Raw genomic sequence first — 22,972 nt, forward strand, 5'->3', positions numbered from 1 at the left:
GTAATCGACGGTGACGTGAACGTGACGGATAACGGCACGATCAACATCAGCGGTGACTCGACCAACGGTACGGGCGTGATCGAAGGCGACAATGGTTCGATCAATATCTCGGGTAACGGCGCAGCTGACATCACGGGTAACTCGACGACCGGCAACGGCACGGTAATCGACGGTGACGTGAACGTGACGGATAACGGCACGATCAACATCTCCGGCGAGTCGACCAATGGTTCGGGCGTGGTGATCGATCCGAACGGTTCGATCAACATCTCGGGCAACGGCGACTCGAACATTACCGGCAACTCAACGGATGGCAGTGGTGTCGTGGACAACGGCACGATCAACATCACCGACAACGGGACGAGCGAGATTAACGGTAACTCGACCAACGGTTCGGGCGTGGTGATCGATCCGAACGGCACGATCAACATCTCGGGCGACGGCGACTCGAACATTACCGGCAACTCGACGGATGGCAGTGGTGTCGTGGACAACGGGACGATCAACATCACCGACAACGGGACGAGCGAGATTAACGGTAACTCGACCAATGGTACTGGCGTGATCGTTGATCCGAACGGCACGATCAACATCTCGGACAACGGTACGTCGACCATTGATGGGAATTCGACCAACGGTTCAGGTGTGGATCAAAACGGTACGATCAACATCTCCGACAATGGCACGAGCATCATTATCGACAACGGCGACACTACCGTTACCCACGCTGACCCGAAGCCGATCGACAATGGCGGTACCGACGGCGGCAACACCGACAACGGTGGCGACAACGGCGGCAACACTGACAATGGTGGTGCCAACGGTGGAAGCGACAGCACCGGTGGCAACACTGTCCCGACGAACCAGGCCTCGAGCGGCGGTTCCGGCGGCAGTGCGGTCGCGGTGATCGGCGCCATCGGCGCGGGTGGCTTCGCAGCATGGGTGGTGAGCGACGCGATGACGTCTCACTGGTATCTGGAGCAGCCGCAGGCGCTGACCCTGGATTCTGGCGATTCGGCTTACTGGGCAGATGCCTTGCTTGAGCATGTCAGCGTGGACATGGACACGAAGTCTGCCGAGGTGGAGCTTGTCACCCATGCAGGCCCGCTGAACCGTCACCTCGAGTATCGTGACGGCGCTGAAGGTGTGAAGCACTTCTCGTTCGCTGACGCGCAGACGAAGTCGGATCTGTCGGTCAACATGCAGACGCATGAGTACTTCTACACGGAACAAGGCGTCCGCAATGGTCAATCGTACGTGGTGAAGGCGCACGGCTGGCTCAAGTCGGGACTTGGTTCGACGGGCACGCCCGCCGCTACCGCGCCCACGGCTGCCTGATTCCGTCCTCCACGCTACCGGCGCGAAACTGCGCCGGTAGCGTGAGATGAAGGGACTAAGCGGTGATCCGCTCCTTTTCGGGCGGTCGACTCAAAGATATTCCTCGCAGTCTTTTAGGCGGTGCCATTGGCACCGCTTTTTTTTGACCTGCAGAAAATGAAAAGCCGGCCATAAATTAGATGGACTGCTTTAAGAATAATCTTAAAATATTCCACTGGCCCCATATATTTTATGGCGGCCATATCAAATTTAGGAATTGTCCTAAGTCAATCGCAATTTAAATCCATATTGAGCCACGAAAAGCCGTCAGTGAAGCCAGACAGGCGCCTCCATTGAGTCTTATCGCCATCTCATTTTTACGGACTATTCCTATTCGCTTCCGAGTTTCAAACTCTTATTCTTAGTTCTGAGGGCGATGCGCAATTTGATGGACGAAAAATCCTCAAAACGTTTCGCCAAGATGCTTAATTAGATAAGGGTGAATTCAATGTTGTGGAGCACACGCGCAGTAAATCGGAAAATCGCACACGCGATTTGGGTTTTGCCCTTATTAATGGCTGGAACGGCTCACGCGGAGCCCGTCACCGCAGCAAGCGCGAATGTTCCCGCAGCTCAGGTGGCGGTCGATTTCAAAGTTATGCCAGCCGGCGGACGTGAAGAGGCGGCAGTCAAGCAAGTGTTGCGTGCGCAGGCCGCCTTGCTGGGGGATGCCCCTACGAGTCTCGAAGACGTGGAACGTTGGTCGGACCGCCTCACCACGGCGCTGCGCCACGGTGGTTTCCCCATCGGCCAGGTGCTGATGACCGATGCAGACTGGCGCGCCACCATGAAAGGCGCCAAGCCTGTCTTTGTCGCGTATCCCGGCAGAATCAGCAAGGTCACGATCCAGAACAAATCGCGCGTGGCGGATGCACGCCTGCAGCGTCTGGTCACAAAAGCGTTGTGCGGCAAGGAATCGATCGACAACGTCTGTCTGTTGCAAACCTCACGCCTCGAACGCTCGACGGAGCTGCTTCAGGACCTGCCCGGCGTCGCGATCGACAAGGCGCCGCAGTTCGGGCCAGGCGCCGCCCCAGGCGACGTCGATGTTGTGTTCAGCGTGGCTCAAAAGGGCAAGCCCATCGGAGTCGATCTGATTCTCGACAATCAAGGTATCCCGGCAACGGGCCTTTATCGGTTCGGTTTCACTGCTTCGGGCAACAACTACTTCGGCATGGGCGAGAGCTACGCCTTCACGGCGATGCTGACCGACAAGAAAATGTGGACCGGTTCGCTGTCGGGCAGCATGCCGATCCTCGACGACGGCTTGCGCGTCACGGGCGGCATCACGCGTCAGCAGTATGCGATCAACGCCGGTACGCCGATTACAGGCGTGGCCACAACAGCGCAAGCCGGCGTGCTGTACCCGTTCACACGTGGTCTCGACCTCAATGTTTGGGGCGGCGTGTCGCTTCTGCATAGCGAGACGAGCACGACGTACAAAGAGTATGAATTTGCAACACACGGCACGATTGACTCGGTTCGTCTTTCCTTGCAGTCCGACAACGGCGATCGTGCGCAGCAACTGCGCACGAACATTTTGAGTGGTGAAGCCGCCCTGACGCTTGGACATCAACGCAACGACGATCCGCTCGATGCGGGTCCTCAAATGGCGGGCAACTACGCGAAGCTCACCGCTACGGGCTACGGCACTTATGCGCTGACGAAGAGCGGCAACCTCTTTTTGAGTGGCCGTGTGAACAGCCAATACGCGAGCCGCAATCTCGACCCGAGCGAAAAACTCCAGGCCGGCGGTCCGACCGCGGTGCGTGCTTATCGTTCGGACGAAGTGTCCTTCGACGACGGCGTAATCACCAGCGTCGGCCTGTATCAACGCGTCTCGGTCGCGGCCGGACATCAGCTCCAGTTCGGCATCTTTTCCGACTACGCGATCGGCCATGTGAACCACAAGCCTTGGGCCAACTGGGAGTCGGGCTACCCCGGCGTGTCGGATGTCACCAATACCCGCACGCTCGCCGGATACGGCGCGAGCGTGGACTGGCTGACGCCGATCGGCGCGACGGTCTCGGCTTCAGTTTCCAAGCCGTACGGTTTTGCGTCGTCTTCGTGGGTCGAGCCGGGCAAGAAGCCGCTGCAGTACTGGCTCTCGATCACCTGGAACCACTAAGGCTGCGCCCCTGCGCCGAAGGGCGCAAGCAAACGAACACGTTTCAACTGCAATTTAACGAATTCACACATTCTGGAAGACGATCATGAAATTCAGCATCAACAAATTCGAACATCTCTGCTATCGCCGCGAACACGAAAAAGCCGGCCGCGAACTCCTGAAGTTGCTCCATCATATCGACCAACACTACGGCATCCTGATGGATATCGATAGCTGGGCGCAGTCGGACGAAGCGCGCGACATCATGGACGATCACCTGCTCACGCGCTTGACAGCCGCCATGACCACGCTGATGACGGACCCTTCGTTCAAGTTCTCGGACGCTGGCATCGAAAAGATGATGTTGTTCCAGCGTTGGCTGGCTGCAATGTTCGCCTCTAGCCCGTTCCGCAACGCCGATCACATTCTGCGTTCACTCGGCGTCGATGAAGATGCACGCCACGTGATCGATCTTCGCGCTGAAGACGTCCGCAAATTCCAGTTGTTTTATCTGCCGGAGTCGGAAGTGCGTCTCGATTGGGACGCGCTCTGGAATCACAACAAGACGATGGCCGCGAGCCTCGCAATGACCATCATGTCATCGCGCTTCCTTGGAACGCCGTCCGCGCATCAAAAGCGCGAAGTGATCTTGCGGTGGCTGCCGGAGCGTCTGGCGCAGGTCGAGAGCATCGACAAGCTGCCGATGGGTGTGCTGCACGACATGTACATGCACTGCAGCTACGCGGATCTGCCGGGCAAACACGACATCAAGAAGCCGATTAACACGCTGATTCGCCGCAAGCTCGCGAGCCTCGATCTGCATGATGTCGAGCGCAAAGCCGTGCCCATTGTGAACGGCAAGCCTGTCCTGCTGGTGGTGCTCGAATGGTTCTCGAAGAACCACTCGATCTACCGTACCCATTCGCAAACAATGGTCGCCATGCGCGACAAGTTCCATCTCATCGGGATGGGTTACAACGGACGCGTCGACGATACCGGCAAGGAAGTGTTCCACGAGTTCATCCCGTTTGACGGCCAGAACGTGTGGGAAGTCGCACGTCAGGTACGCACGGTCAGCGAGGAACGTCAGGCGCAAATGATGTACATGCCGAGCGTCGGCATGTTCCCGATCACGATGGTGCTGGCCAACCTGCGCGTCGCGCCGCTCCAGTTGATGGCGCTGGGCCACCCCGCGACGACGCACGGTCATGCAATGGACTACGTCGTCGTGGAAGAAGACTATGTGGGCGACAAGGAGTGCTTTAGCGAAGAACTGCTGCAATTGCCGTCGGACGGCATGCCCTACCGTGCGCCTGCTGCCTTGCTCGAACTGGATCTGCCGCCTGCGAAAGCGCCGTCTAACGTGGTCAAGATCGCTGTGGCGGGCACTACGATCAAGCTGAATCCGGGCTTCCTGAATACGTGTGCGGCCATTGCGCGTGAATCGAAAGTGCCGGTGGAGTTTCACTTCCTCGTCGGACAGGCGACGGGTCTCGTCTTCCCGCAGGTTCGCAATCTGATCCGCCGGCTGCTGGGCACCGCCGCTGTGGTCCACAAGCATCAGAACTACGCGAACTATATGAAGGTGATCGCCGGCTGCGACATGTTCCTGAATCCGTTCCCGTTCGGCAATACCAATGGGATTGTGGACACGGTCTGGGCGGGGCTGGTTGGAGTCTGCAAGACCGGGCGTGAAGTGCACGAGCATATCGACGAAGGCATGTTCCGTCGACTCGGCTTCCCGGAGTGGATGGTCGCGAAATCCAGCGAGGACTACAAGGCCGCCGCGTTGCGATTGATCGAGAACCCGCAGGAACGTTGTGAGCTCGCCGCATCACTGGCCGGTCCGAAGGCAGTGGAAAAGCTGATCTTCCAGGGGCGTCCGGAAATTCTCGGCGAGCGCATGCAGGGGTTGTGGCTCGACAAGGTGCAAGCGACGGTCTGAGCGTCGGCCTTCAAACGTCAAATGAGTGCCGGTCTTCAACGAAGTCGCGGCATTCATGACGTTAAATTCTACGGGTAGCCACCTTGGCGGACAGCTTGATCTGTTCTGTCAATTGATTGAATCTGAGCGGGAAAGCGGTCTACATCAAAACAATATCGTACTGCTCCTGACTCAAATTCGACTCCACCTGCAACGACACCGGCTTCCCAATAAAGTCGATCAACATCGCCAGATGTTGCGACTCCTCCTCAAGAAACAGATCGATCACCTGCTGCGATGCCACCACCCGGAACTCGCGCGGATTGAACTGGCGCGACTCGCGCAGGATCTCACGCAGCACGTCATAGCAGACCGTGCGCGCCGTCTTCACCTGACCCTTACCCTCGCACACCGGACAAGGTTCGCACAGCACATGCGCGAGCGATTCGCGCGTGCGCTTGCGGGTCATCTCCACCAGCCCAAGCTGCGAAAAACCATTCACCGTGACCCGCGTGCGATCGCGTGACAACGCTTTCTTCAACTCGCCGAGAACCTGATCGCGATGCTCCACGTTCTCCATGTCGATGAAGTCGATGATGATCACGCCACCCAGATTGCGCAGCCGCAATTGGCGCGCAATGGTATGCGCGGCCTCGAGGTTGGTCTTGAAGATCGTATCGTCGAAATTGCGAGCGCCGACGTAGCCGCCGGTGTTGACGTCGATCGTGGTCATGGCTTCGGTCTGGTCGATCACCAGATAGCCGCCCGATTTCAGATCGACCCGCCGCGACAACGCGCGCTGAATCTCGGTCTCGATGTTGTACAGATCGAAGAGCGGCCGCTCGCCCGTGTAGTGATGCAGTTTCGAAGAGACCGCTGGCGTGAATTCAGCCGCGAAGTCCGACAGCATCTGGAAGGTTTCGCGCGAATCGACCTGGATGCGCGTGGTCTCGTCGTTGACGAAATCACGCAGCACGCGCTGCGCGAGATTCAGATCCTGGTACAGCAGGCTAGTGGGCGGCATGCGTTGGCCCTGCGACAGAATCGTCGCCCACGTCTTGCGGAGATACGCGACGTCGCCGCCCAGCTCTTCGCTCGTCGAGTCTTCGGCAATCGTGCGTACGATGTAGCCGCCTTTCTCGTCAGCGGGCAACACGGCCGTCAGACGCGCGCGTATCGCTTCACGTTCGGCTTCGCTCTCGATCTTTTGCGAAATCCCGATATGCGGTTCCTGCGGCAGATAGACCAGCGTACGGCCCGCAATGCTCACCTGGGTGGACAGACGCGCGCCCTTGGTGCCGATAGGGTCTTTGACCACCTGCACCATCAACGTCTGACCTTCGAAGACGATCTTTTCGATGGGTTGATGCGGCACCTGATGTTGCGGTTCGCCGGCCAGGCGCGGATGCCAGATATCGGCGACGTGCAGAAACGCTGCCCGTTCGAGGCCGATATCGATAAAAGCCGATTGCATGCCCGGCAGCACGCGTACCACTTTGCCGAGATAGACGTTGCCGACGCGCCCGCGCGACAGCGTGCGTTCGACGTGAAGTTCCTGGACGGCGCCTTGCTGGACCAGCGCGACGCGCGTTTCCTGCGGCGTGACATTGATCAGGATTTCTTCATTCATGGTGTTGTTTTAGAAGTCGATGCGCGCTGCACGCAGAAGGGCAGCGGTTTCAAAAAGAGGCAAACCCATGATACCTGAATAGGACCCTTCAATACGCTCGATAAACTCCGCCGCGCGCCCTTGCACGCCATAAGCGCCCGCCTTGCCGAAGGGTTCGCCGCTGGCGACGTAGTGTGCGAGCGCGTCCGCTTGCACTGCAGCAAAGCGCACGCGCGAGACCGACAGCGCGGCAGGCAGCAGAATGCCGCTTGCATCGACGACAGCCAGTGCGGTCAGCACCTCGTGCTCGCGGCCCCCGAGGCGCGTGAGCATGGCGATGGCATCGGCGGCGTCGATGGGTTTGCCGAGAATCGCATCGTCGATCGTGACCGTTGTATCCGCAACCAGGACAGGCGCCTCGCGATGCCCGCCGGCAACGAGCCGCGCGTGCGCTGCTTCGGCCTTGGCCTGGCAGACTCGCACCACGTAATCGTGTGCAGGCTCACCTGGAATTTCGGCTTCGAGCGCTTCGGCGTCTTCATCGGGGCGCGGTAGCAGCAGCTCATAGCGCACGCCGAGTTGCTGCAGCAACTCCTGTCGGCGTGGGCTCTGGGAAGCGAGGTAGACGAACGGGTGCAGGGCGGCAGTCGGCGCAGGCATAAATGGTCTCGGTCAAGCGTGATGCGTGAAGGTTGGCGGATATGCGATGTGCGTGACAGGTGCAATCGGCGCACGCTCGGAAAAAGTGCGCTTGCGGCTCGCTGGACGGGCACACGGACGCGTGAAATTCTGGGCAGCAAGGCGCCCTAACACTCAGGCGCCCAAGCACCCAGGCACTCAGCCTTTTAGACGCAAGCCGCCACCGTAGCAGGGCGCAAGCGTCGCCCGTACCTAAGAGACAGCGTGCAGGGCTCAAGCGCCTCTGCGCGCATCGCGCATTTACACACGGTGATAGGGATGATTTTGCGTGATGGTCCACGCGCGGTAAAGCTGTTCGGCGAGCAGCACGCGCACCATTGCATGCGGCAACGTCAGACTCGAAACGCGCAGCAGCATGTCGGCGCGTGCCTTGAGATCGGGATCGAGCCCGTCCGCACCACCGATCAGGAACGCCACGTCGCGCCCGTCCTGTTGCCAGCCTGGAAGTGCAGCCGCAAGCTGCATCGTGGTCCAGTCTTTGCCGCGCTCGTCGAGTGCGACGATGCGGGCGTTCTTCGGCAACGCCGCTTCGATCTTTTGCCGCTCAGCCGCCATCACACTTTCAGCCGGCCGCCCTGACGAACGCTGCTCGGGCTTGATCTCGCGCAGCTCGATACGCAGCTCGGGCGGCATGCGTTTCGCGTATTCGTCAAAGCCGGTGGCGATCCAGTCCGGCATCTTGTGGCCGACGGCGAGGATATGCAGTTTCATCGCTGAAGGTCAGATCAACGTTGGATACGGCAGCGTCAGCAACACGCCTAGCGGCGGCGAGCCGGCGCTTTGCGCGCGGGTTTGGCAGCTGCCGGTTCTTCGTCTTCTTCGTCCTCGTCCGGTTCGCTCGAACGTGCGCCGCCGAACGGGCTGGACGTGCTCAGCTTCACGCGGACCGGCTTGTCGCCCCAGATTTCTTCGAGGTTGTAGTACTGGCGCAGCGCGGGTTGCAGGATGTGCACGACGGCGTCGCCGCAATCGACCAGCACCCATTCGCCGACGTCCTCGCCTTCGGTGCTGATGACCTCACCGCCATTTTCCTTGACCTTTTCGCGCACGCTGGAAGCGAGTGCCTTGGTCTGACGGTTCGAGGTGCCGGAGGCGACGATCACGCGATCGAACAGGCCGGTCAGGTGGCTGGTGTTGAACACCTTGATGTCTTGCGCTTTCACGTCTTCGAGGGCGTCGACGATCGCGCGTTGCAGTTTGCGAATATCCATTAGGGTTACCGGTGGTACAGATGATGTTGAAGAATATAGTCCCACACCTCAGTGGGGACATGGCTCGCGGCCTCGTTCTGGTGCTGGCCGCCGGCATGCTGGACTAGACGTTCGCGCAGGAGTGCGCGGATATCGGTGGCCGAAACGTCGAAGGCCAGCGTGGTATCGATCAGCAGATGACCACAGGGTGTTGCTTGCAATACGTCCGCGTCCGCCTGACGCGCGGCAATTTCCGCGGCAACCGCCGGTGGGATTGAGGCGAGCTCGAAGCCGGGACGCGTTGCGACGCAGATATGCGCGAACTCGAAGAGGCGCCGCCAGTCGCGCCACGTGTCGAGTCGCACCAACTGGTCAGCGCCGATCAACAGGGACAGAGACACTTGCGCGCCTTCCCGTTCACGCCACCGTTGCAGGGTTTCGACCGTGTAGGTGGGGCCATCCTGTTCGATCTCGTCAGTGGCGACGCTCACCTTGACGCCGGGCAGCACCAGCGAGCTGGCCGCTGCGCGTGTCATGGCGAGACGATCGGCGGCCGGCGATACCTCGGGCTTCTGCCACGGCTGCCCGGCCGGCAGCAGCACCAGTTCGGTCAGTTGCAGCACCTCGGCGAAGCGCCGCGCGAGCGCAAGATGGCCGTCGTGAATCGGGTCGAAAGTGCCGCCCAGGAGGCCAATCCGGCGGGGCAGGGCAACGGGTTGAGCGTTCGGCTTCAGGTGATGATCCTTGGTCGTAGCCACGCGTGCGGGATGACGAGCAGGCATGCCGTCAAACCCACTCGCGCGGCACGAGGAAATCGCTGTAAAGGCGAGCCTCGGGCGAGCCCGGTTGCGGCTGCCAGTTGTAGCGCCAGTTCACCACAGGCGGCATCGACATCAGAATCGATTCGGTGCGTCCGCCACTCTGCAGCCCAAACAGTGTGCCACGGTCGAAGACCAGGTTGAACTCGACGTAGCGGCCACGCCGGTATGCCTGGAAATCCCGCTCGGCCTCGCCGTACGGCATGCTGCGGCGTTTTTCGATGATCGGCAGGTATGCCTTGAGGAACCCGTCGCCCACGCTTTTAAGCATCTCGAATGATTTTTCGAAGCCCGGCTCCGAGAAATCGTCGAAGAAGATCCCGCCAATGCCGCGCGGTTCGTTGCGATGCTTGAGGAAGAAATACTCGTCGCACCATTGCTTGAAGCGCGGATACAGCTCGGCGCCGTAAGGCGCGAGCGAATCGTGGCAGACGCGGTGAAAGTGCTGTGCGTCTTCTTCGAAGCCGTAATAGGGTGTCAGATCCATGCCGCCGCCAAACCAGAACACGGGCGCCTCCCCGGCCTTGGTGGCGACCAGCATGCGCACGTTCATGTGTACAGTCGGGCAATACGGATTGTGCGGGTGCAGCACGAGCGACACGCCCATCGCCTCGAAACCCCGTCCCGCAAGCTGCGGCCGCGCCGCGCTGGCCGAACCTGGCAATGTGTCGCCCGCCACGTCGGAAAAACCGATCCCCGCGCGCTCGAAAAACTCGCCGCCTTCGAGAATGCGTGTGGTGCCGCCGCCGCGCAGCTTTTCGCCCGGCTCGCGCTGCCACGTGTCGGTGGCGAATGGCTTGCCGTCGAACGCGCCGAGCACGTCGGCGATGTGCGTCTGCAAGCCTTGCAGCCAACCGCGAACAGCCTGTACGTCGTAGTTCGAATCCGTCATGAATGCAGGTGCTGGGGGCGGCGCGCTGAGCGTGCCGCGGGGTCGTTGGTGAAAAGAAGCGGTTATGCGTTCCGCTAATGGTGCTTGCCGTGCGACGCGCGGTCGACGCGTGCCGGTGTCAGGTTGCCTATGCATGCGTGCCATGCGGCTTTGGCCGCCACCGTCTGTGCGCGCTGCGGGCGCGACAGGCAATGAAATCGGGCCGCCCGATGCACCGCAACACGCCTGGCTATCGTGCAAATCCGCAGTGTAGCGCCGATGGCGCGTCGGGCCTCTGCGGGTAAGCGCGGAGATACCGGGGTACCCCGCGCTGGTGATGCTTGCAGGGTTGCGCCCGGTAAGTGGCGGATAACCGGCTCAGCCGTGTTTGCGGTTCAGCGCCCGGTAACCGATGTCGCGCCGATACTGCATGCCGTCGAACGAGATCTGGTTGATCGTCTCGTAGGCCACCGATTGGGCACTGCGCACCGAGTCGGCCAGTCCGACCACACACAGCACGCGGCCACCCGACGTGGTGAGCTTGCCGTCCGTCAGCGTCGTGCCGGCGTGGAAAGTCACCGCATCGGCGGTTTCGGCCGGAATGTCGTTGATCCGGTCGCCTTTGCGCGGCGCGTCCGGATAGTTGTGCGCGGCCAGCACGACACCCAGCGCGGTGCGGCGGTCCCATTCCAGCTCGACGGTATCCAGCGTACCGGCAATCGCCTGCTCGACCACTTTCGAATAGTCGCCCTTCAGACGCGCCATGATCGGCTGCGTTTCCGGGTCGCCCATCCGGCAGTTGAACTCGAGTGTCTTCGGGTTGCCGTGCGCGTCGATCATCAGCCCGGCGTACAGGAAACCCGTATAGCGGATGCCTTCCTTCTCCATGCCGCGCACCGTGGGCAGGATGACTTCGCGCATCACGCGGGCATGCAGTTGCGGCGTCACAATCGGCGCAGGCGAGTACGCGCCCATACCGCCGGTATTCGGGCCCTGATCGCCGTCCATCAGGCGCTTGTGATCCTGGCTCGAGGCGAGCGCCAGGACGTGCTTGCCGTCCACCATCACGATGAAGCTGGCTTCTTCGCCCGCGAGGAACTCTTCGATCACGACACGCGCGCCAGCGTCGCCGAGCTTGTTGTCCGACAGCATCATGTCGACGGCCGCGTGCGCCTCTTCGAGCGTCTGCGCCACCACCACGCCCTTGCCGGCTGCCAGGCCGTCGGCCTTGATCACGATGGGTGCGCCCTTCGCGTCGAGGTAGGCGTGTGCAGCGGCGACGTCGGCGAAGGTTTCGTATTCGGCGGTGGGAATTGCGTGACGCTTCATGAACGCCTTCGCGAAATCTTTCGAGCTTTCGAGCTGCGCGGCTTCCTTCGTGGGTCCGAAGATCTTCAGCCCGCGCGAGCGGAACAGATTGACGATCCCCGCGGCGAGCGGTGCTTCCGGCCCGACGAGCGTAAAGGCGATCTGTTCTTTCTCGACGAAATCGGCGAGCGCGGCCGGCTCAGTGATGTCGACGTTGCGCAGACGCTCGTCCTGGGCGGTGCCGCCGTTGCCCGGGGCAACGTAGACGAGCTGAACCCGCGGCGATTGCGCGAGCTTCCAGGCAAGCGCGTGTTCGCGACCGCCGGAACCGACGACGAGTAACTTCATGTGATTCCCCGAAGACTTAAAAACCATGAACGGCTAACGCGCTGGCATCAGCCGTGAAATTCCCCAACATTCACATCTGGCGAACAATCAACCTGCGCCGCCGGCAACGCGCCATCCATCGCAAACCCAGTCTGCTCGCAAGACGGCAAGCAAAACCCGTGCGACCTTGGACGAACAGAGTGCGGGCGCTGCCCCATGGCGCGCCCGCGCTACGCTCATTCGTCGGCGATCGCCGCGTTTGTATAGACTTCCTGCACGTCGTCCAGATTTTCGAGCGCGTCGAGCAGCTTTTGCATTTTCACCGCGTCGTCGCCCGTGAACTCCACTTCCGTCTGAGGCTTCATCGTCACCTCGGCCAGTTCCGCCTTGAAGCCTGCGGCTTCCAGCGCGGTCTTCACCTTCGGGAAATCGTTGGGCGGGCAGAGCACCTCGATACTGCCGTCCTCATTCGTCACCACGTCGTCGGCGCCGGCTTCGAGCGCGGCGTCCATCAGCTTGTCTTCCGGCGTGCCGGGCGCGAACAGGAACTGGCCGATGTGATCGAACATGAACGCCACCGAGCCGTCCGTGCCCATGTTGCCGCCATTCTTCGAGAACGCGTGACGCACTTCCGCGACGGTGCGGATTCGGTTGTCGGTCATCGTGTCGACGATCACCGCCGCACCACCGATACCATAACCTTCGTAGCGGATTTCTTCGTAGCTTGCGCCATCGACGCCGCCAACGCCACGCTGGATGGCGCGGTTGACGTTGTCCTTCGGCATATTGGCGTCATATGCCTTTTCGACGGCGAGCCGCAGACGCGGGTTCGTGTCGATTTCGCCTCCGCCCATGCGGGCAGCAACCTGAATTTCCTTGATGAGCCGCGTCCAGACCTTGCCGCGCTTGGCGTCGGCCGCTGCTTTCTTATGCTTGATGTTGGCCCATTTCGAATGACCCGCCATACCTTTCTCCATCGCGCGCGCCAGCGGGGCGCACGCATAGTGCAATTGTCGTTGCGATGCCGGGCGCTTGAGACGGCGCGCCTTGATGTCAAGGCGCGATATCAGACCGCGGTGTCAGACCGTTCTCAGCTTGAACCTGAAACGCCCGGCAGTCCGGTCCGGGCCCGTCTGGACTGGATCTGGTGGACCGGCGCCCGCAAGCAACGCGGTTCGGTTGGGGCGATGCCAGCCGACCTCTGACAGCATAAAAGCGCCATGCCGGTCTGCGCGGGCCCCGCAAAGGCGCGATGCGCCGGGCGAATGTGCAAGTTGAGTCGCTCAATGAGCGGATGCGAATTTTATCATGCCGCAGGGGTGCGGCAGTGGGGCGCAGCGAGGTAAACGCTTGGTTTGCTGGCCAGAGGCCATCTTTTGAGCGAACTTGCAAGCGATCGATACGATGGCGTCGGCGCTTGCCGCGCGCGGCAAAACGTTCGAAAAGGCTCGAACCGTTGATCGCGCCCGCTTGACCAGGCGCAGGCGGTCCGCGCCGCCCGCACCATCACATTCAGTTCTTCGTCCCAAACAGCCGGTCGCCAGCATCGCCCAGTCCGGGCACGATATACGCGTGCTCATTGAGGTGCGAATCGAGCGACGCGACGTAGAGTTTCACGTCCGCATGAGCGTCCTGGAACACCTGGACGCCTTCGGGCGCCGCCACCAGCGCGAGGAACATGATGTTCTCGCCGCTGACGCCACGGCGTTTGAGCACATCCACCGCATGCGCGGCGGAGTAGCCGGTAGCCACCATCGGATCGCACAGGATGAAGATGCGGTCTTCGAGATCGGGCAGACGCACGAGGTATTCGACCGGCCGGTGGTCCTCGGCCCGGTAGACGCCGATATGCCCGACCCGCGCCGACGGAATCAGCTCAAGCAGGCCATCCGACATGCCGATACCGGCCCGCAGCACCGGCACGATGGCCAGCTTCTTGCCGGCGATCACCGGCGCGTCGATCTCGACGAGCGGCGTTGTGACCCGGCGCGTGGTCATGGGCAGGTTGCGGGTGATTTCATAGCCCATCAGCAGCGTGATCTCGCGCAGCAGTTCGCGGAACGTACGCGTCGAGGTATCCCGATCGCGCATGTGGGAAAGCTTGTGCTGGATCAGCGGGTGATCGAGGATGAAAAGATTGGGAAAACGGCTGTCCTGTGTCATGGCGGAGGCGCTAGCGGCGGCAAGAGGAATCGGTCGGCGGCCTGCATAGCCGGAGGACCGGCTGACGGGCGCGCCACGGCTGCAAGTTTACCGAAAGTGCCGCCCGAAGATATGGGAGATTGAAGCATCGCGGCACGGTCGCGCACTGATTCTTCTAGAATCGGGGAAACTGCCCGCGCGCGCCGCCGCCACAACCGGCACAACCGCCGCATAACCGAGGAGATGCATATGGACATGGGAATCGCAGGACGCACCGCGCTGGTCTGTGCGGCCAGCAAGGGGCTGGGCCGAGGCTGCGCGGAGGCACTCGCCGCCGAGGGCGTGAATCTGGTGATCGTGGCCCGTACGGCGGCGACACTCGAGGAAACCGCCGCCGCGATCCGCGCGCAAAGCGGCGTCGAGGTAAAGACGGTCGCTTGCGACATCACCACGCCAGCGGGTCGCGCCGCCGCGCTCGCCGCCTGTCCGGAGCCGGACATTCTCGTCAACAATGCGGGTGGTCCACCGCCGGGCGACTTCCGCAAGTTCACGCACGATGACTGGATCAGCGCGCTGGAAGCCAACATGCTCACGCCGATCGAGCTGATCCGCGCAACCATCGACAGCATGATCGCGCGCAACTTCGGGCGCGTCGTCAACATCACGAGTTCCGCGGTGAAGGCGCCGATCGACGTGCTGGGCCTGTCCAATGGCGCCCGTTCAGGGTTGACTGGGTTTGTGGCCGGTGTCGCGCGCAAGGTGGCCCGCGACGGGGTGACGATCAACAATCTGCTGCCGGGTCTCTTCGATACGGATCGCATCGCGACGACCTTCGACGCCCAGGCGAAGGCGCAAAACATCTCCGTAGAGGAAGCACGCAAGCAGCGCATGACGACCATCCCGGCCGGCCGTCTCGGCAATCGTGACGAGTTTGGCCGTGCCTGTGCGTTCCTGTGCAGCGTACACGCGGGCTACATCACGGGACAGAACTGGTTGATCGACGGCGGCGTTTATCCCGGCACCTTCTGAGCGCAGCCGGTCCATGCGGGCGCGCCGCGCCGCGGCTGCGCCCTGACCATCACAACAACCTACGAAACCACGAATCTGGAGCCTTGACTCATGACCACCCGCATCGCGCTGATCGCGCACGACCATAAAAAAGACGATATCGTCAAACTCGCGGGCGAATACGTTGAAACGTTGCGGCGCTGCGAGATTGTCGCCACCGGTACGACCGGCACGCGGATTGCGCAGGCGCATGGATTGACTGTGCAGAGAATGCTGTCGGGCCCGCACGGGGGCGACCTGCAGATCGGCGCGCAACTCGCGGAAGGCCACGTCGACATGGTGATTTTCCTGCGCGATCCGATGACGCCGCAGCCGCACGAACCGGACATCAACGCGCTGGTGCGCGCGTGCGACGTCCACAACGTGCCGTGCGCAACCAACATTTCGACCGCGCGGATGATTCTTGAAGTTCTGACCTTGCGGCACGCCGAGCAAGTCTGAGGCGGGAAGGCGCCGCGAGCCACCGGCCGCGGACCAGCCGTAGCGAGCACCGGTAGCAAAGCTTTCCGCGAAATCCCTCAAACACCCACTACCAACTGCAATGATGTTGAATGGGACCAGAGTGACCGCTATAGCGTTAGCTCTGACCGACAAAGGAGACAAGATGGTCAAGGCAATCCGATTCGATAAGCCAGGCGGCCCTGAAGTGATGAAATGGGTCGACGTCGAGGTGGGCGAGCCCGGCAACGGCGAGATTCGCATCAAGCAGCATGCGGTCGGCCTCAATTACATCGACGTGTATTTCCGCACCGGTTTGTATCCGTTGCCGCTGCCGGGTGGTCTCGGCATGGAGGCGGCCGGCGCGGTCACCTCGGTGGGCGCTGGTGTGACCGACCTGAAACCTGGCGACCGCGTCGCCTATGTAGCACGGCCGCCGGGCGCCTACGCTCAGGAACGGGTCCTTCCAGCCGCCCAGGTGGTAAAGATGCCGGATGCGCTGAGTTACGAACAGGCCGCCTCGGTGATGCTGCAAGGTCTCACTGCGCAATACCTGTTGCGACGCACCTATCCGGTCAAGGCTGGCGACACGATCTTGATCCAGGCAGCGGCCGGTGGCGTCGGCTTGCTGGTTTGCCAATGGGCCAAGGCGCTGGGAGCGACGGTGATCGGCACGGTCGGCTCGGACGAAAAGGCGGAAATCGCCAAGGCACACGGCTGCGACCATGTCATCGTCTATACGCGCGAAAACTTTACCAAACGCGTGCGTGAGATCACCAACGGCGCAGGCGTGCCTGTGGTGTACGACTCGATCGGCAAGGACACCATGACGGCGTCGTTGGATTGCCTCGCGCCGCTCGGCATGTTCGTGAGTTTCGGCAACGCCTCGGGTCCGCTGCCGCCGCTGGACGCTTCTGAACTGGCCGGACGCGGCTCGCTTTTCTTTACGCGCCCGACATTGTTCACCTATATCGGCAAGCGCAGCGACTATGAGGCGATGTCTGCTGAACTGTTTGACGTGCTGGTTTCGGGCAAGGTCAAGACCAGCATCAATCAGCGCTATGCGCTCGCCGACGTAGCGAAGGCACATGAGGATCTGGAAGGTCGCCGCACCACCGGTTCGACAATCCTCGAGCCTTAAGCGGGAAGGGCACGTTCAACCGTTTTTCGCACGCCCCGCTGTAAACCTCTCCAAGCCAATCCCCATCGGCATCAGGCCGTTCCAGCTTCACTGGAACGGCCATTTTTGTTTACGCCATTTTTACGCCACCCCAGCCATCTTTGACCAGCCCTTTACGCGCTTCGGCATAACGTTCTACCCATCCAAAGTCCGTTAATGGAGAACACAAAATGGATGTGCTGTACGTCGGGGGGATAGTGCTTTTTGCGGCGCTGACCTTTGCTTTAATTGCCGGCTGCGAAAAGCTGATGCAGTTCCGCCGCGGTCAGGGGGCTCGTTCATGACCTGGATCATGTGGTTATCAGGCGCGGCCACCGCGCTGCTATTTGCTTACCTCGTTTATGCGCTACTGCGCGCGGAGGACATTGAATGAACTCCAACAATGTCCTGCAAATGGTCATTTATCTGGTCGTGCTGCTGGCGGCCGCGGTGCCCGTTTCGCGTTATCTGACGCGTGTGATGGATGGCAGTTCCCGGGTGGTTCGCTTCGGCGGCCCGCTCGAGCGCTTGCTCTATCGCATTGCCGGTGTCGACGCTTCCACTGAGATGGGCTGGAAGCAATATGCTGTCGCTGTCATTGCGCTCAACGTGCTCGGCACGTTGTTTCTGTATGTGCTGTTGCGGATTCAAGGCTGGTTGCCTGGCAATCCCCAACAGTTCGGTCCGATGTCGGTGGATAGCGCGTTCAATACGGCGGTCAGCTTCGTCACCAACACGAACTGGCAGGATTACACGCCTGAACAGACCGTTGGCTATCTGACGCAGATGCTCGGCTTCACGGTCCAGAACTTCTTCTCGGCGGCGAGCGCCATCGTGGTGGTGATCGCGTTGATTCGCGGTTTTGCGCGCCATACGGCGCAGACCATCGGCAACTTCTGGGTCGACATCACGCGTGTGACGCTGTACGTGCTGATGCCGATGGCGGCGATCATCGCGGTGCTGCTGATGAGCCAGGGCGTGATCCAGAACTTCAAGTCGTATCAGGACGTGCCGACGCTGCAGACCACCACCTATGCTGCACCGAAGCTCGATGCGCAAGGCAACCCGGTGAAGGATGCGAAGGGCAACACGGTGACAGTCGACACCAAGGTGACGACACAAACCATCGCCATGGGCCCGGTGGCTTCGCAGGAAGCGATCAAGATGCTCGGCACCAACGGTGGCGGCTTCTTTAACGCGAACTCGGCGCACCCGTACGAAAACCCGACGCCGTTCAGCAACTTCGTGCAGATCTTCTCGATCCTGATCATTCCGGCGGCGCTGTGCCTCGTGTTTGGACGGATGATCTCGGACCGCAAGCAGGGCGTTGCGGTGCTCGCCGTGATGACGATTGCGTTTGCCGCTTGCGTGGTCGGTGAAATCAGCGCGGAGCAGGCTGGGAATCCGACCTTGACCTCGCTGCACGTCGATCAGTCCGCCAATGCGTTGCAGCCGGGCGGCAACATGGAAGGCAAGGAAACGCGCTTCGGCATCGCGCAAACCGGCATCTTCACGGTCGCCACCACGGCGGCATCGTGCGGTGCGGTGGACGCGGCGCACGATTCGCTGACGCCGCTCGGTGGCCTCTACCCGATGCTGCTGATCCAGTTGGGCGAAGTGATCTTCGGCGGCGTGGGCTCCGGTATGTACGGGATGCTCGTGTTCGCACTGCTCGCTGTGTTCGTGGCTGGCCTGATGATTGGCCGCACGCCGGAATATGTCGGCAAGAAGATCGAAGCGTATGAGATGAAGATGGTGTCGATCGTGGTGCTGCTCACGCCGATGCTGGTGCTGGTCGGCACGTCGATCGCCGTACTGTGCGATGCGGGCAAGGCGGGTATTTCCAACCCCGGCGCGCATGGCTTTTCTGAAATTCTCTACGCGTTCAGCTCCGCTGCGAATAACAACGGTAGCGCGTTTGCCGGTCTGTCGGTGAACACACCGTTCTACAACTGGCTCACGGCGATTGCGATGTGGTTCGGCCGCTTCGGCACGATTGTGCCGGTGCTGGCGATTGCCGGTTCGCTTGCCAGCAAGAAGCGTCTGGCTGTTACAGGCGGCACGCTGCCCACCCACGGCCCGCTCTTCGTCGTACTGCTGCTTGGCACCGTGCTGCTGGTTGGCGCACTGACGTATGTGCCTGCGCTCGCGCTTGGTCCCGGCGTCGAACATCTGATGATGATCGCTGGCCATTAACACGGGCTATTCGGGAAAAACGAGGATTCAATGACTGAACATAATGCAACGCGGTCCATGTTCGATCCGGCGCTAGTGCGTCCCGCGATCGTGGACTCATTCAAGAAACTTACGCCACGCACGCAGTTCCGTAACCCGGTGATGTTCTGCGTGTACGTCGGCAGTATCCTGACGACCATTCTGTGGGTCGCCGCACTCGCCGGCCAGGCCGAAGCGCCGGCGGGGTTCATCCTCGCGGTCACGCTGTGGCTGTGGTTCACGGTGCTCTTCGCTAACTTCGCGGAGGCGCTTGCCGAAGGCCGATCAAAGGCCCAGGCTGCGTCGCTGCGTAGTGCGAAGAAAGACGTGATCGCCAAGAAGCTCAACGAGCCGCATCCGAAGTCGCCGATCCGCATCATGACGGCTACCGATCTGCGCAAGGGCGACGTGGTGCTGGTTGAAACCGGCGACGTGATCCCGGCTGACGGCGAAGTCATTGAAGGCGTCGCGTCGGTGGACGAATCGGCCATCACCGGCGAATCCGCGCCGGTGATCCGCGAATCGGGCGGCGACTTCTCGTCGGTGACGGGCGGCACACGCGTGCTGTCAGACTGGATCGTAGTGAAGGTAACGGCCAATCCTGGCGAAGCCTTCCTCGACCGCATGATCGCGATGGTCGAAGGCGCCAAGCGTCAAAAGACGCCGAACGAAATCGCGCTGACGATTCTGCTGGTTGCGCTGACTATCGTGATGCTGCTCGCCACGGCGACGCTGCTGCCGTTCTCGATCTTCTCGGTGGAAGCGGCCAAGGCAGGTCATGTGGTGACAATCACCGCGCTCGTCGCGCTGCTGGTGTGTCTGATTCCGACCACTATCGGCGGTCTGCTGTCGGCGATCGGTGTGGCCGGTATGAGCCGCATGATGCAGGCGAATGTGATTGCGACTTCGGGTCGTGCTGTGGAAGCAGCCGGCGACGTGGACGTGCTGCTGCTCGACAAGACCGGCACGATCACGCTCGGCAATCGTCAGGCCTCGACGTTCGTACCGGCGCCGGGCGTCACCGAAGAAGTGCTGGCCGATGCCGCGCAACTGTCCTCGCTCTCGGACGAGACGCCGGAAGGCCGCAGCATCGTCGTGCTCGCCAAGCAGCGCTTCAATATCCGCGCACGTGACATGGCTTCGCTGCATGCGGTGTTTCTCGCCTTCACCGCGCAAACGCGCATGAGCGGCGTCGATCTGCCGGGCCGCGAAATCCGCAAGGGTGCGGCCGATGCGGTGAAGCATTACGTCCAAGCCAACGGTGGCCGCTATCCGGCTGAAGTGAACAATGCCGTCGCTGAAGTGGCCCGTCGCGGCAGCACGCCGCTGGTGGTCGCCGAAAAGGGCGAGCAGGGCGCACGCGTGCTCGGCGTGATCGAGTTGAAGGACATCGTCAAGGGCGGCATCAAGGAGCGCTTTGCCGAACTGCGCAAAATGGGTATCAAGACCATCATGGTGACGGGCGACAACCGGTTGACCGCAGCGGCGATTGCAGCCGAAGCGGGCGTCGACGATTTCCTCGCGGAAGCTACGCCGGAAGCCAAACTCACGACGATCCGCGCGCACCAGGCTGAAGGCCGTCTGGTGGCGATGACGGGTGACGGCACCAACGACGCTCCTGCGCTCGCACAGGCCGACGTTGCAGTGGCGATGAACACCGGCACGCAGGCGGCGAAGGAAGCCGGCAACATGGTCGATCTGGATTCGAACCCGACCAAGCTGATCGAGATTGTCGAGATCGGCAAGCAGATGCTGATGACGCGCGGCTCGCTCACGACGTTCTCGATTGCCAACGACGTCGCGAAGTACTTCGCCATCATCCCTGCTGCGTTCGCGACGACGTATCCGGCCCTGAACACGCTGAACGTGATGCATCTTGCGACGCCGGCCTCGGCGATCATGTCGGCGGTGATCTTCAATGCACTGATCATCGTTCTGCTGATTCCGCTGGCATTAAAGGGTGTGAAATACCGGCCGCTCGGCGCGGCGATCCTGTTGCGCCGCAATCTGCTGGTGTATGGCCTGGGCGGGATCATCGTGCCGTTTATCGGCATCAAGCTGATCGACATGGTGCTGGCCGCGTTCGGCTGGGTCTAACAGGCTTTAAGTGGCAGCGGCTGGCGGCCTGTGTCCGCCAGCCGCGTTAAAGAGGAATTGCCAATCATGAAATCATTGTTTCGTCCGCTCATTGTGATCTTTGTCGTGCTTTCGGCGGTGACCGGACTTGCTTACCCTGCGGTGATGACGGCCATCGGCCAGACCGCGTTCCACGATCAGGCCAACGGCAGCATGCTCGAAGAAAACGGCAAGGTGGTCGGCTCGAAGCTGATCGGCCAGCAGTTCGATGCGCCGCAATACTTTTGGGGTCGTCTGTCGGCCACCAGCCCGATGCCGTATAACGCATCGGGTTCGGGCGCCTCGAACATTGGCCCGACCAACCCCGCGCTCTCCGATGAGGTGAAGGGACGTCTGGATGCGTTGAAGGCTGCTGGCACGGATATGTCGAAGCCGGTGCCGATCGACCTCGTGACGTCTTCGGGTAGCGGCCTCGATCCGGAAATCACTCCGGCTGCGGCGGCCTACCAGATCGACCGTGTCGCAGCGGCGCGCAAAATGGCACCGAACGACGTGGCTGCGCTGGTCGACCGTTACACCAGTGGGCGGCAACTCGGCGTGCTAGGTGAGCCGCGAGTCAACGTACTGCAACTGAATCTCGCACTGGACGCCATGCATCAAGGCTAAAGGGCGGTGAAGCGCAAAAACGGCGCCGCAAGCAGCGCCGTTTTTGCCATTTGTGGCGCTGTAGTCTGCGACGCTGATTTGCGACGCGAATTGCCGTGCAGACCCTACCGTGCCACCATGTATGCGATACAGTCACGCGGTCCCGCGAGAACTGTCATTGAAGTGAATTAAAACCATAACCACAGCGCCAGCGCATGAACCGCCCTGATCCTGACGAACTGCTCGACAAACTGCAGCGCGACGAAGAAAAACGTCAGCGCGGCAAGCTGAAGGTCTTCTTCGGCGCTTCGGCTGGCGTCGGCAAGACCTATGCAATGCTGCAGGCTGCGCGCCGCCGCAGCGACGATGGCGTGGACGTCGTAATCGGCATTGCCGAGACGCATGGTCGCAGCGAAACGGCGGCGCTGCTGGACGGTCTCGATGTCTTGCCGCTCGCGCATATCGAATACCGTGGCCGCAAGCTGGGGGAGTTCGATCTCGACGCCGCACTCGCCCGCAAGCCACAGCTCATCCTCGTTGACGAACTGGCGCATTCCAACGTGCAGGGCGCGCGTCATCTGAAGCGCTGGCAGGACGTCTATGAACTGCTGGACGCCGGCATCGACGTCTACACTACGGTCAACGTTCAGCATCTGGAAAGCCTCAACGACGTGGTCGGGCAGATCACCGGCATCCGCGTCTGGGAGACCGTGCCGGATCGCGTATTCGATCGCGCCGACGAAGTGACGCTGGTCGATTTGCCGGCCGAAGAACTGCTCGACCGCATGCGTGACGGCAAGGTGTATATGCCGCAGCAGGCCGAGCGCGCGGTGCGCAATTTCTTTCGCAAGGGCAACCTGATCGCGCTGCGCGAGTTGGCGCTGCGGCGCACGGCGGATCGCGTCGATGCGCAGATGCGCGAGTACCGCGCTGACCGTTCGATCCAGCGTATCTGGCAGGCGCGCGAGCGGCTGCTGGTGTGTATCGGTCCAGGCCCGGA

The 22,972-nt window shown here is 61.4% G+C and carries 20 protein-coding genes and 1 pseudogene; 12 read left to right on the plus strand and 9 right to left on the minus strand.

Annotated features, from left to right (window positions below; all coding sequences use genetic code 11):
• From WCA85_RS22230 to WCA85_RS22240, 3 genes are all read left to right on the plus strand, one after another.
• Positions 1 to 1,338: beta strand repeat-containing protein (locus tag WCA85_RS22230; RefSeq protein WP_424067020.1), on the plus strand; the 1,338-nt coding region annotated here is incomplete at its 5' end.
• Between the two features lie 637 nt (positions 1,339 to 1,975).
• Positions 1,976 to 3,505, plus strand: a complete 1,530-nt coding sequence (locus WCA85_RS22235; protein WP_424067021.1) for a ShlB/FhaC/HecB family hemolysin secretion/activation protein — start codon at positions 1,976 to 1,978, stop codon at positions 3,503 to 3,505.
• An 85-nt stretch (positions 3,506 to 3,590) separates the two neighbouring features.
• Positions 3,591 to 5,429: a peptide transporter gene (locus tag WCA85_RS22240; RefSeq protein WP_424067022.1), complete on the plus strand. Its 1,839-nt coding sequence runs from the start codon at positions 3,591 to 3,593 to the stop codon at positions 5,427 to 5,429.
• Between the two features lie 139 nt (positions 5,430 to 5,568).
• Here WCA85_RS22240 and rng read toward each other — a convergent pair whose 3' ends face one another.
• The 9 genes from rng to upp form a co-directional block, all read right to left on the minus strand.
• Positions 5,569 to 7,038: a ribonuclease G gene (gene rng / locus WCA85_RS22245; RefSeq protein ID WP_424067023.1), complete on the minus strand. Its 1,470-nt coding sequence runs from the start codon at positions 7,036 to 7,038 to the stop codon at positions 5,569 to 5,571.
• Between the two features lie 9 nt (positions 7,039 to 7,047).
• Positions 7,048 to 7,677: a Maf family protein gene (locus WCA85_RS22250; RefSeq protein ID WP_424067024.1), complete on the minus strand. Its 630-nt coding sequence runs from the start codon at positions 7,675 to 7,677 to the stop codon at positions 7,048 to 7,050.
• A gap of 279 nt (positions 7,678 to 7,956) precedes the next feature.
• Entirely contained in the window at positions 7,957 to 8,427 is a 471-nt protein-coding gene (rlmH, locus tag WCA85_RS22255) for a 23S rRNA (pseudouridine(1915)-N(3))-methyltransferase RlmH (protein ID WP_030102914.1), read from the minus strand.
• 47 nt (positions 8,428 to 8,474) lie between these two features.
• The gene (gene rsfS / locus WCA85_RS22260) at positions 8,475 to 8,927 is read right to left on the minus strand and encodes a ribosome silencing factor (RefSeq protein ID WP_424067025.1); all 453 of its coding nucleotides are present in this window, start codon (positions 8,925 to 8,927) and stop codon (positions 8,475 to 8,477) included.
• A 5-nt stretch (positions 8,928 to 8,932) separates the two neighbouring features.
• On the minus strand, positions 8,933 to 9,688 hold the full coding sequence (locus WCA85_RS22265) for a nicotinate-nucleotide adenylyltransferase (protein ID WP_424067026.1): 756 nt from the start codon (positions 9,686 to 9,688) through the stop codon (positions 8,933 to 8,935).
• 4 nt (positions 9,689 to 9,692) lie between these two features.
• Positions 9,693 to 10,616, minus strand: coding sequence for an oxygen-dependent coproporphyrinogen oxidase (gene hemF, locus WCA85_RS22270; protein ID WP_424067027.1), 924 nt, complete (start codon positions 10,614 to 10,616; stop codon positions 9,693 to 9,695).
• A gap of 357 nt (positions 10,617 to 10,973) precedes the next feature.
• Entirely contained in the window at positions 10,974 to 12,251 is a 1,278-nt protein-coding gene (purD, locus tag WCA85_RS22275) for a phosphoribosylamine--glycine ligase (RefSeq protein ID WP_424067028.1), read from the minus strand.
• 215 nt (positions 12,252 to 12,466) lie between these two features.
• Positions 12,467 to 13,195 (minus strand): YebC/PmpR family DNA-binding transcriptional regulator, encoded by a 729-nt coding sequence (locus tag WCA85_RS22280; protein WP_424067029.1) that lies wholly within the window; start codon positions 13,193 to 13,195, stop codon positions 12,467 to 12,469.
• A 547-nt stretch (positions 13,196 to 13,742) separates the two neighbouring features.
• On the minus strand, positions 13,743 to 14,393 hold the full coding sequence (upp, locus tag WCA85_RS22285) for a uracil phosphoribosyltransferase (RefSeq protein WP_424067030.1): 651 nt from the start codon (positions 14,391 to 14,393) through the stop codon (positions 13,743 to 13,745).
• A gap of 228 nt (positions 14,394 to 14,621) precedes the next feature.
• On the opposite strand from upp, the gene WCA85_RS22290 reads away from it, so the two are divergent.
• The 9 genes and pseudogenes from WCA85_RS22290 to WCA85_RS22330 form a co-directional block, all read left to right on the plus strand.
• On the plus strand, positions 14,622 to 15,401 hold the full coding sequence (locus WCA85_RS22290; protein WP_424067031.1) for an SDR family oxidoreductase: 780 nt from the start codon (positions 14,622 to 14,624) through the stop codon (positions 15,399 to 15,401).
• Between the two features lie 90 nt (positions 15,402 to 15,491).
• A complete protein-coding gene (locus tag WCA85_RS22295; RefSeq protein ID WP_424067032.1) occupies positions 15,492 to 15,881 on the plus strand; it encodes a methylglyoxal synthase in 390 nt (129 codons plus the stop codon).
• 163 nt (positions 15,882 to 16,044) lie between these two features.
• A complete protein-coding gene (locus WCA85_RS22300; RefSeq protein ID WP_424067033.1) occupies positions 16,045 to 17,019 on the plus strand; it encodes a quinone oxidoreductase family protein in 975 nt (324 codons plus the stop codon).
• Positions 17,020 to 17,228: 209 nt separating this feature from the next.
• Positions 17,229 to 17,342: a potassium ABC transporter ATPase gene (locus tag WCA85_RS22305; RefSeq protein ID WP_424067034.1), complete on the plus strand. Its 114-nt coding sequence runs from the start codon at positions 17,229 to 17,231 to the stop codon at positions 17,340 to 17,342.
• Positions 17,339 to 17,431 carry a K(+)-transporting ATPase subunit F gene (gene kdpF, locus WCA85_RS22310; protein ID WP_091018426.1) on the plus strand — a complete coding sequence of 31 codons (93 nt, stop codon included), beginning with the start codon at positions 17,339 to 17,341 and terminating at the stop codon, positions 17,429 to 17,431. Before WCA85_RS22305 ends, kdpF begins: the two co-directional genes overlap by 4 nt.
• Entirely contained in the window at positions 17,428 to 19,233 is a 1,806-nt protein-coding gene (kdpA, locus tag WCA85_RS22315) for a potassium-transporting ATPase subunit KdpA (protein ID WP_424067035.1), read from the plus strand. Before kdpF ends, kdpA begins: the two co-directional genes overlap by 4 nt.
• A gap of 30 nt (positions 19,234 to 19,263) precedes the next feature.
• Positions 19,264 to 21,348, plus strand: coding sequence for a potassium-transporting ATPase subunit KdpB (gene kdpB / locus WCA85_RS22320; RefSeq protein WP_424067036.1), 2,085 nt, complete (start codon positions 19,264 to 19,266; stop codon positions 21,346 to 21,348).
• A 66-nt stretch (positions 21,349 to 21,414) separates the two neighbouring features.
• The gene (gene kdpC / locus WCA85_RS22325) at positions 21,415 to 21,993 is read left to right on the plus strand and encodes a potassium-transporting ATPase subunit KdpC (RefSeq protein WP_424067037.1); all 579 of its coding nucleotides are present in this window, start codon (positions 21,415 to 21,417) and stop codon (positions 21,991 to 21,993) included.
• Positions 21,994 to 22,187: 194 nt separating this feature from the next.
• Positions 22,188 to 22,972: pseudogene (locus tag WCA85_RS22330) on the plus strand (two-component system sensor histidine kinase KdbD); the annotation flags it as partial.

The organism is Paraburkholderia sp. (assembly GCF_049581445.1).
Classification (GTDB): Bacteria; Pseudomonadota; Gammaproteobacteria; order Burkholderiales; family Burkholderiaceae; genus Paraburkholderia.